Source organism: Pseudomonas sp. UBA6276, from assembly GCF_002438365.1.
Lineage (GTDB): Bacteria > Pseudomonadota > Gammaproteobacteria > Pseudomonadales > Pseudomonadaceae > Aquipseudomonas > Aquipseudomonas coleopterorum.
On record NZ_DJUS01000066.1, the window covers coordinates 1 to 3,529 of the forward strand.

3 protein-coding genes and 2 pseudogenes are annotated in these 3,529 nt (G+C 63.3%); 2 read left to right on the forward strand and 3 right to left on the reverse strand.

The genetic code is table 11. The annotated features are described in order from the left end of the window. The 3 genes from hemE to B2V21_RS07765 all read right to left on the reverse strand — a co-directional run. A partial coding sequence (gene hemE / locus B2V21_RS07755; RefSeq protein WP_286916513.1) for a uroporphyrinogen decarboxylase occupies nucleotides 1-881 on the reverse strand: 881 nt, incomplete at its 3' end. A 112-nt stretch (nucleotides 882-993) separates the two neighbouring features. Continuing rightward, nucleotides 994-1,287, reverse strand: a complete 294-nt coding sequence (locus B2V21_RS07760) for a cell division protein ZapA (protein WP_043192387.1) — start codon at nucleotides 1,285-1,287, stop codon at nucleotides 994-996. Further along, complete coding sequence (locus tag B2V21_RS07765) at nucleotides 1,284-1,508, reverse strand: hypothetical protein (protein ID WP_049861375.1); 225 nt, start codon at nucleotides 1,506-1,508, stop codon at nucleotides 1,284-1,286. Before B2V21_RS07765 ends, B2V21_RS07760 begins: the two co-directional genes overlap by 4 nt. A gap of 307 nt (nucleotides 1,509-1,815) precedes the next feature. Between B2V21_RS07765 and B2V21_RS21585 the strand changes: the two are divergent. Together B2V21_RS21585 and B2V21_RS21590 are read left to right on the forward strand one after the other, a co-directional pair. Continuing rightward, nucleotides 1,816-2,472: pseudogene (locus tag B2V21_RS21585) on the forward strand (MCP four helix bundle domain-containing protein); the annotation flags it as partial. 303 nt (nucleotides 2,473-2,775) lie between these two features. After that, nucleotides 2,776-3,375 (forward strand): annotated as a pseudogene (locus B2V21_RS21590) (methyl-accepting chemotaxis protein); the annotation flags it as partial. Between the last annotated feature and the right edge of the window lie 154 nt (nucleotides 3,376-3,529).

The window sequence follows — 3,529 nt, forward strand, 5'->3', positions numbered from 1 at the left end:
GGGTCCATGTTGCCCTGCAGCGCGACCTTGTGACCCACGCGGCGGCGGGCTTCGCCGATGTCGCAGGTCCAGTCCAGACCCAACGCGTCGGCGCCGGCGTCGGCAATGCTTTCCAGCCACAGGCCGCCGTTCTTGGTGAACAGAATGACCGGCACCTTGCGCCCTTCGTGCTCGCGGATCAGGCCGCTGACGATCTTGCGCATGTAGGCCAGGGAGAATTCCTGGTACGCCGCGGCGGACAGGTTGCCGCCCCAGGTATCGAAGATCTGCACCGCCTGGGCGCCCGCCAGGATCTGGCCGTTGAGGTAGCTGGTGACCGACTGCGCAAGCTTGTCCAGCAGCAGGTGCATGGCCTGGGGCTGGTCGTAGAGCATTGCCTTGGTCTTGCGGAAGTCCTTGGACGAGCCGCCTTCGACCATATAGGTGGCCAGGGTCCAGGGGCTGCCGGAGAAGCCGATCAGCGGCACCCGGCCGTTGAGTTCGCGGCGGATGGTGCTGACCGCGTCCATGACGTAGCCCAGATCCTGCTGCGCGTCGGGGATCGGCAGCGCTTCGATGTCGGCCAGGGTGCTGACGACTTTCTTGAAGCGCGGGCCTTCGCCGGTTTCGAAATACAGACCCTGGCCCATGGCATCGGGGATGGTAAGGATGTCGGAGAACAGGATGGCGGCGTCGAGCGGGTAACGCTCAAGTGGCTGCATCGTGACTTCGCAGGCGAACGACGGGTTCTTGCACAGGCTCATGAAGTCACCGGCCTTGGCACGGCTGGCGCGGTACTCGGGCAGGTAGCGACCGGCCTGGCGCATCATCCACACCGGGGTGACGTCGACGGGTTGCTTGAGCAGGGCACGCAGGAAGCGGTCGTTCTTGAGGGCAGTCATGTCAACATCCGGCAGAAAAGTGGAGGGATTTTCGCAGAGCGCAGGGCAACACGCCACCCGCCAGGGGTGGGCGGCGGACCTCTGTGGGTGACCGCCCTGCTGCCCGGTTGGATCAGTTTCCAGTGTCGCTGCAACGGCTGACCAGGGCATCGATCCGGCTTTTGCACTGGTCCATGGCCTGGGCATGGCCCTGGCTCAGTTCGACCTGGCGCTGGCACAGGTTCAACGCGGCCAGTACCAGCAAGCGGTCGCCGACCAGTGTCGGGTGACTGCGTTTGGTCTGTGCCAAGGTGCGTTCGAGCATGCCGAACGCCTGACGCAGCGCCTGCTGTTCGCCGGGCGGCGCTTTCACTGAATATTCGTTGCCCAGAATCGAGAAGACCTCGACCCCGTCGTCAAGGTTCATACCGCTGCCGCGGCAGCGCGCTCGACCAGGGCCTGAATGCGCGCAGTGGTCGCGCCCTGCTTCTCTTCATGTTCCAGCAGGCTGAGTTGCAACGTGTCGTTGTCATCCTTGGCCTGAGCCAGCTCGCCGGCCAGTTGGGCATTGCGTTCAGCCAGTTCCCGGTTGTGTTGCACCAGCTCGTTTACCAGGTTTTCCAATTGATTCAGAGACGCTTCCAACATTAGCTATTTCCAACACTTTTTCAGGGGCGCGAACGATAAAGAAAAAATCTCGCTCGGGCCAGCTTTGATAGGACCTCGATGGACCTACCGATCGTCATTCGGTTCGCTCCGTTCATCGGTCTTCAGGGGTCTGGCCATTTGCAATGAGGCCAGCCCCTCAAGACTTTTCACGTTCGACCGATAAGCAGCGATGCTCCTTTCTGTGTCGCACGGACCGCGCCCTACCCTTCGGTGTCCCTACATGTCTCTACGCAACATGAACATTGCTCCGCGTGCTCTGCTCGGCTTCTCCCTCATTGGTCTGCTGATGATCGTGCTGGGGGTGTTTTCCCTGAACCAGATGAGTCATATCCGTGCCGCCGGCCAGAATATCGAGAACAATACCGTCCCCAGCATCAGCAGCCTCAACGACCTGACCCAGCTGACCCTGCGCCTGCGCGTGCTGTCGTACCGCCTGCTGTTGAATCGCGAAGCCGATACCCAGCAGAAGACCGTGCAGTTGTTCGAGCAGCGCAACCAACAGATCAACCAGGCCCAGGCCCGCTACGAGAAAATGATCTCCAGTGCAGAGGAACAGGCTGCGTACGACGACTACACTCGCCTGCTCGGCCAGTATCGTCAGCTCGAGACGCGCATGAAGGGCTTTTCCGCCAGCGGCCAGGTGGATGAACTGCGCGCGCTGCTCAACAGCGACATGTTGAGCAACTCGGAACAGGTCAATACCGCGCTTGATAAGCTGGTCAAGATCAACAACGCGCAGACTCGCGAGATCAACCTGCAAGCCGATGACGAATACCGCTCGGCGTTAAGCTGGGTGGTGGGCATGCTGATCGTGGCCACGCTGCTGACGTTCCTGTTCGCCTGGCTGCTGACCCGCAGCATCGTCAAGCCGATCGACCAGGCGCTGGTCGCGGCCGAGGCCATCGCCGAGGGCAATCTGACCCAGCCGATCCGCGCAGAGGGACGCGACGAAGCCGCGCGCCTGTTGCTGGCCATGCAGAAGATGCAGGGCAAGCTGCGTGACACCCTGCAGCGCATTTCCGGTTCGGCGACGCAACTGGCCTCTGCCGCCGAGGAGCTCAACAGCGTGACTGACGAAGGCGCGCGCGGTTTGACTCAGCAGAACAACGAGATCGAACAGGCCGCCACGGCGGTCAACGAGATGACCAGTGCGGTGGAAGAGGTGGCTCGCAATGCCGTGAGCACTTCCGAGGCTTCCAGGGACGCCACGACGTCGGCCAGCGATGGTCGCGATCTGGTCATGGAAACGGTCAGCGCCATCGAGCGCATGAGTGGCGACGTGCAGAGCACGGCCGATCTGATCGGCCATCTGGCCGCCGAGTCGCGGGATATCGGCAAGGTGCTGGACGTGATTCGTGGCCTGGCTGACCAGACCAACCTGCTGGCGCTCAACGCTGCCATCGAGGCGGCCCGCGCTGGTGAGGCCGGCCGCGGTTTTGCCGTGGTGGCCGATGAGGTCCGTGCCTTGGCCCATCGCACACAGCAGTCGACCAGCGAAATCGAACGCATGATCGGCAGCATCCAGGGCGGCACAGAACAGGCGGTTGATTCGATGCGCAACAGCACCGAACGCGCCGAGTCGACCCTCAACATCGCCAAGGGCGCCGGCATGGCGCTGGAGACGATCAATGGCGCCATCGTGCAGATCAACGAGCGCAACCTGGTGATCGCCAGCGCCGCCGAAGAACAGGCGCAGGTGGCACGCGAGGTGGATCGCAACCTGGTGAACATTCGCGACCTGTCGGTGCAGACCGCCGCAGGGTCGGCGCAGACCACGGCCGCCAGCGGCGAGCTGGCGCGCCTGGCGGTGGACCTGAACGCGATGGTGGCACGCTTCAAGGTGTAACCCCCGGGCGCCTGGACGCGGCTCGCGCCGCTGCTACAGAAACACGGCGATCCCCTGTAGCAGCGGTGCAAGCCGCGTCCGGCCTCGACACGGTTTTCCAGGTGCACCGCGTGCACCGCCGACGCGGCTTGCGCCGCTGCTACAGAAGCACCGC

What these genes read in the sequence shown, in the direction of transcription:
- B2V21_RS07765 (WP_049861375.1), bottom strand. Translation starts at nt 1,508, where the DNA reads ATGTTGGAAGCGTCTCTGAATCAATTGGAAAACCTGGTAAACGAGCTG.
- B2V21_RS07760 (WP_043192387.1), bottom strand. Translation starts at nt 1,287, where the DNA reads ATGAACCTTGACGACGGGGTCGAGGTCTTCTCGATTCTGGGCAACGAA.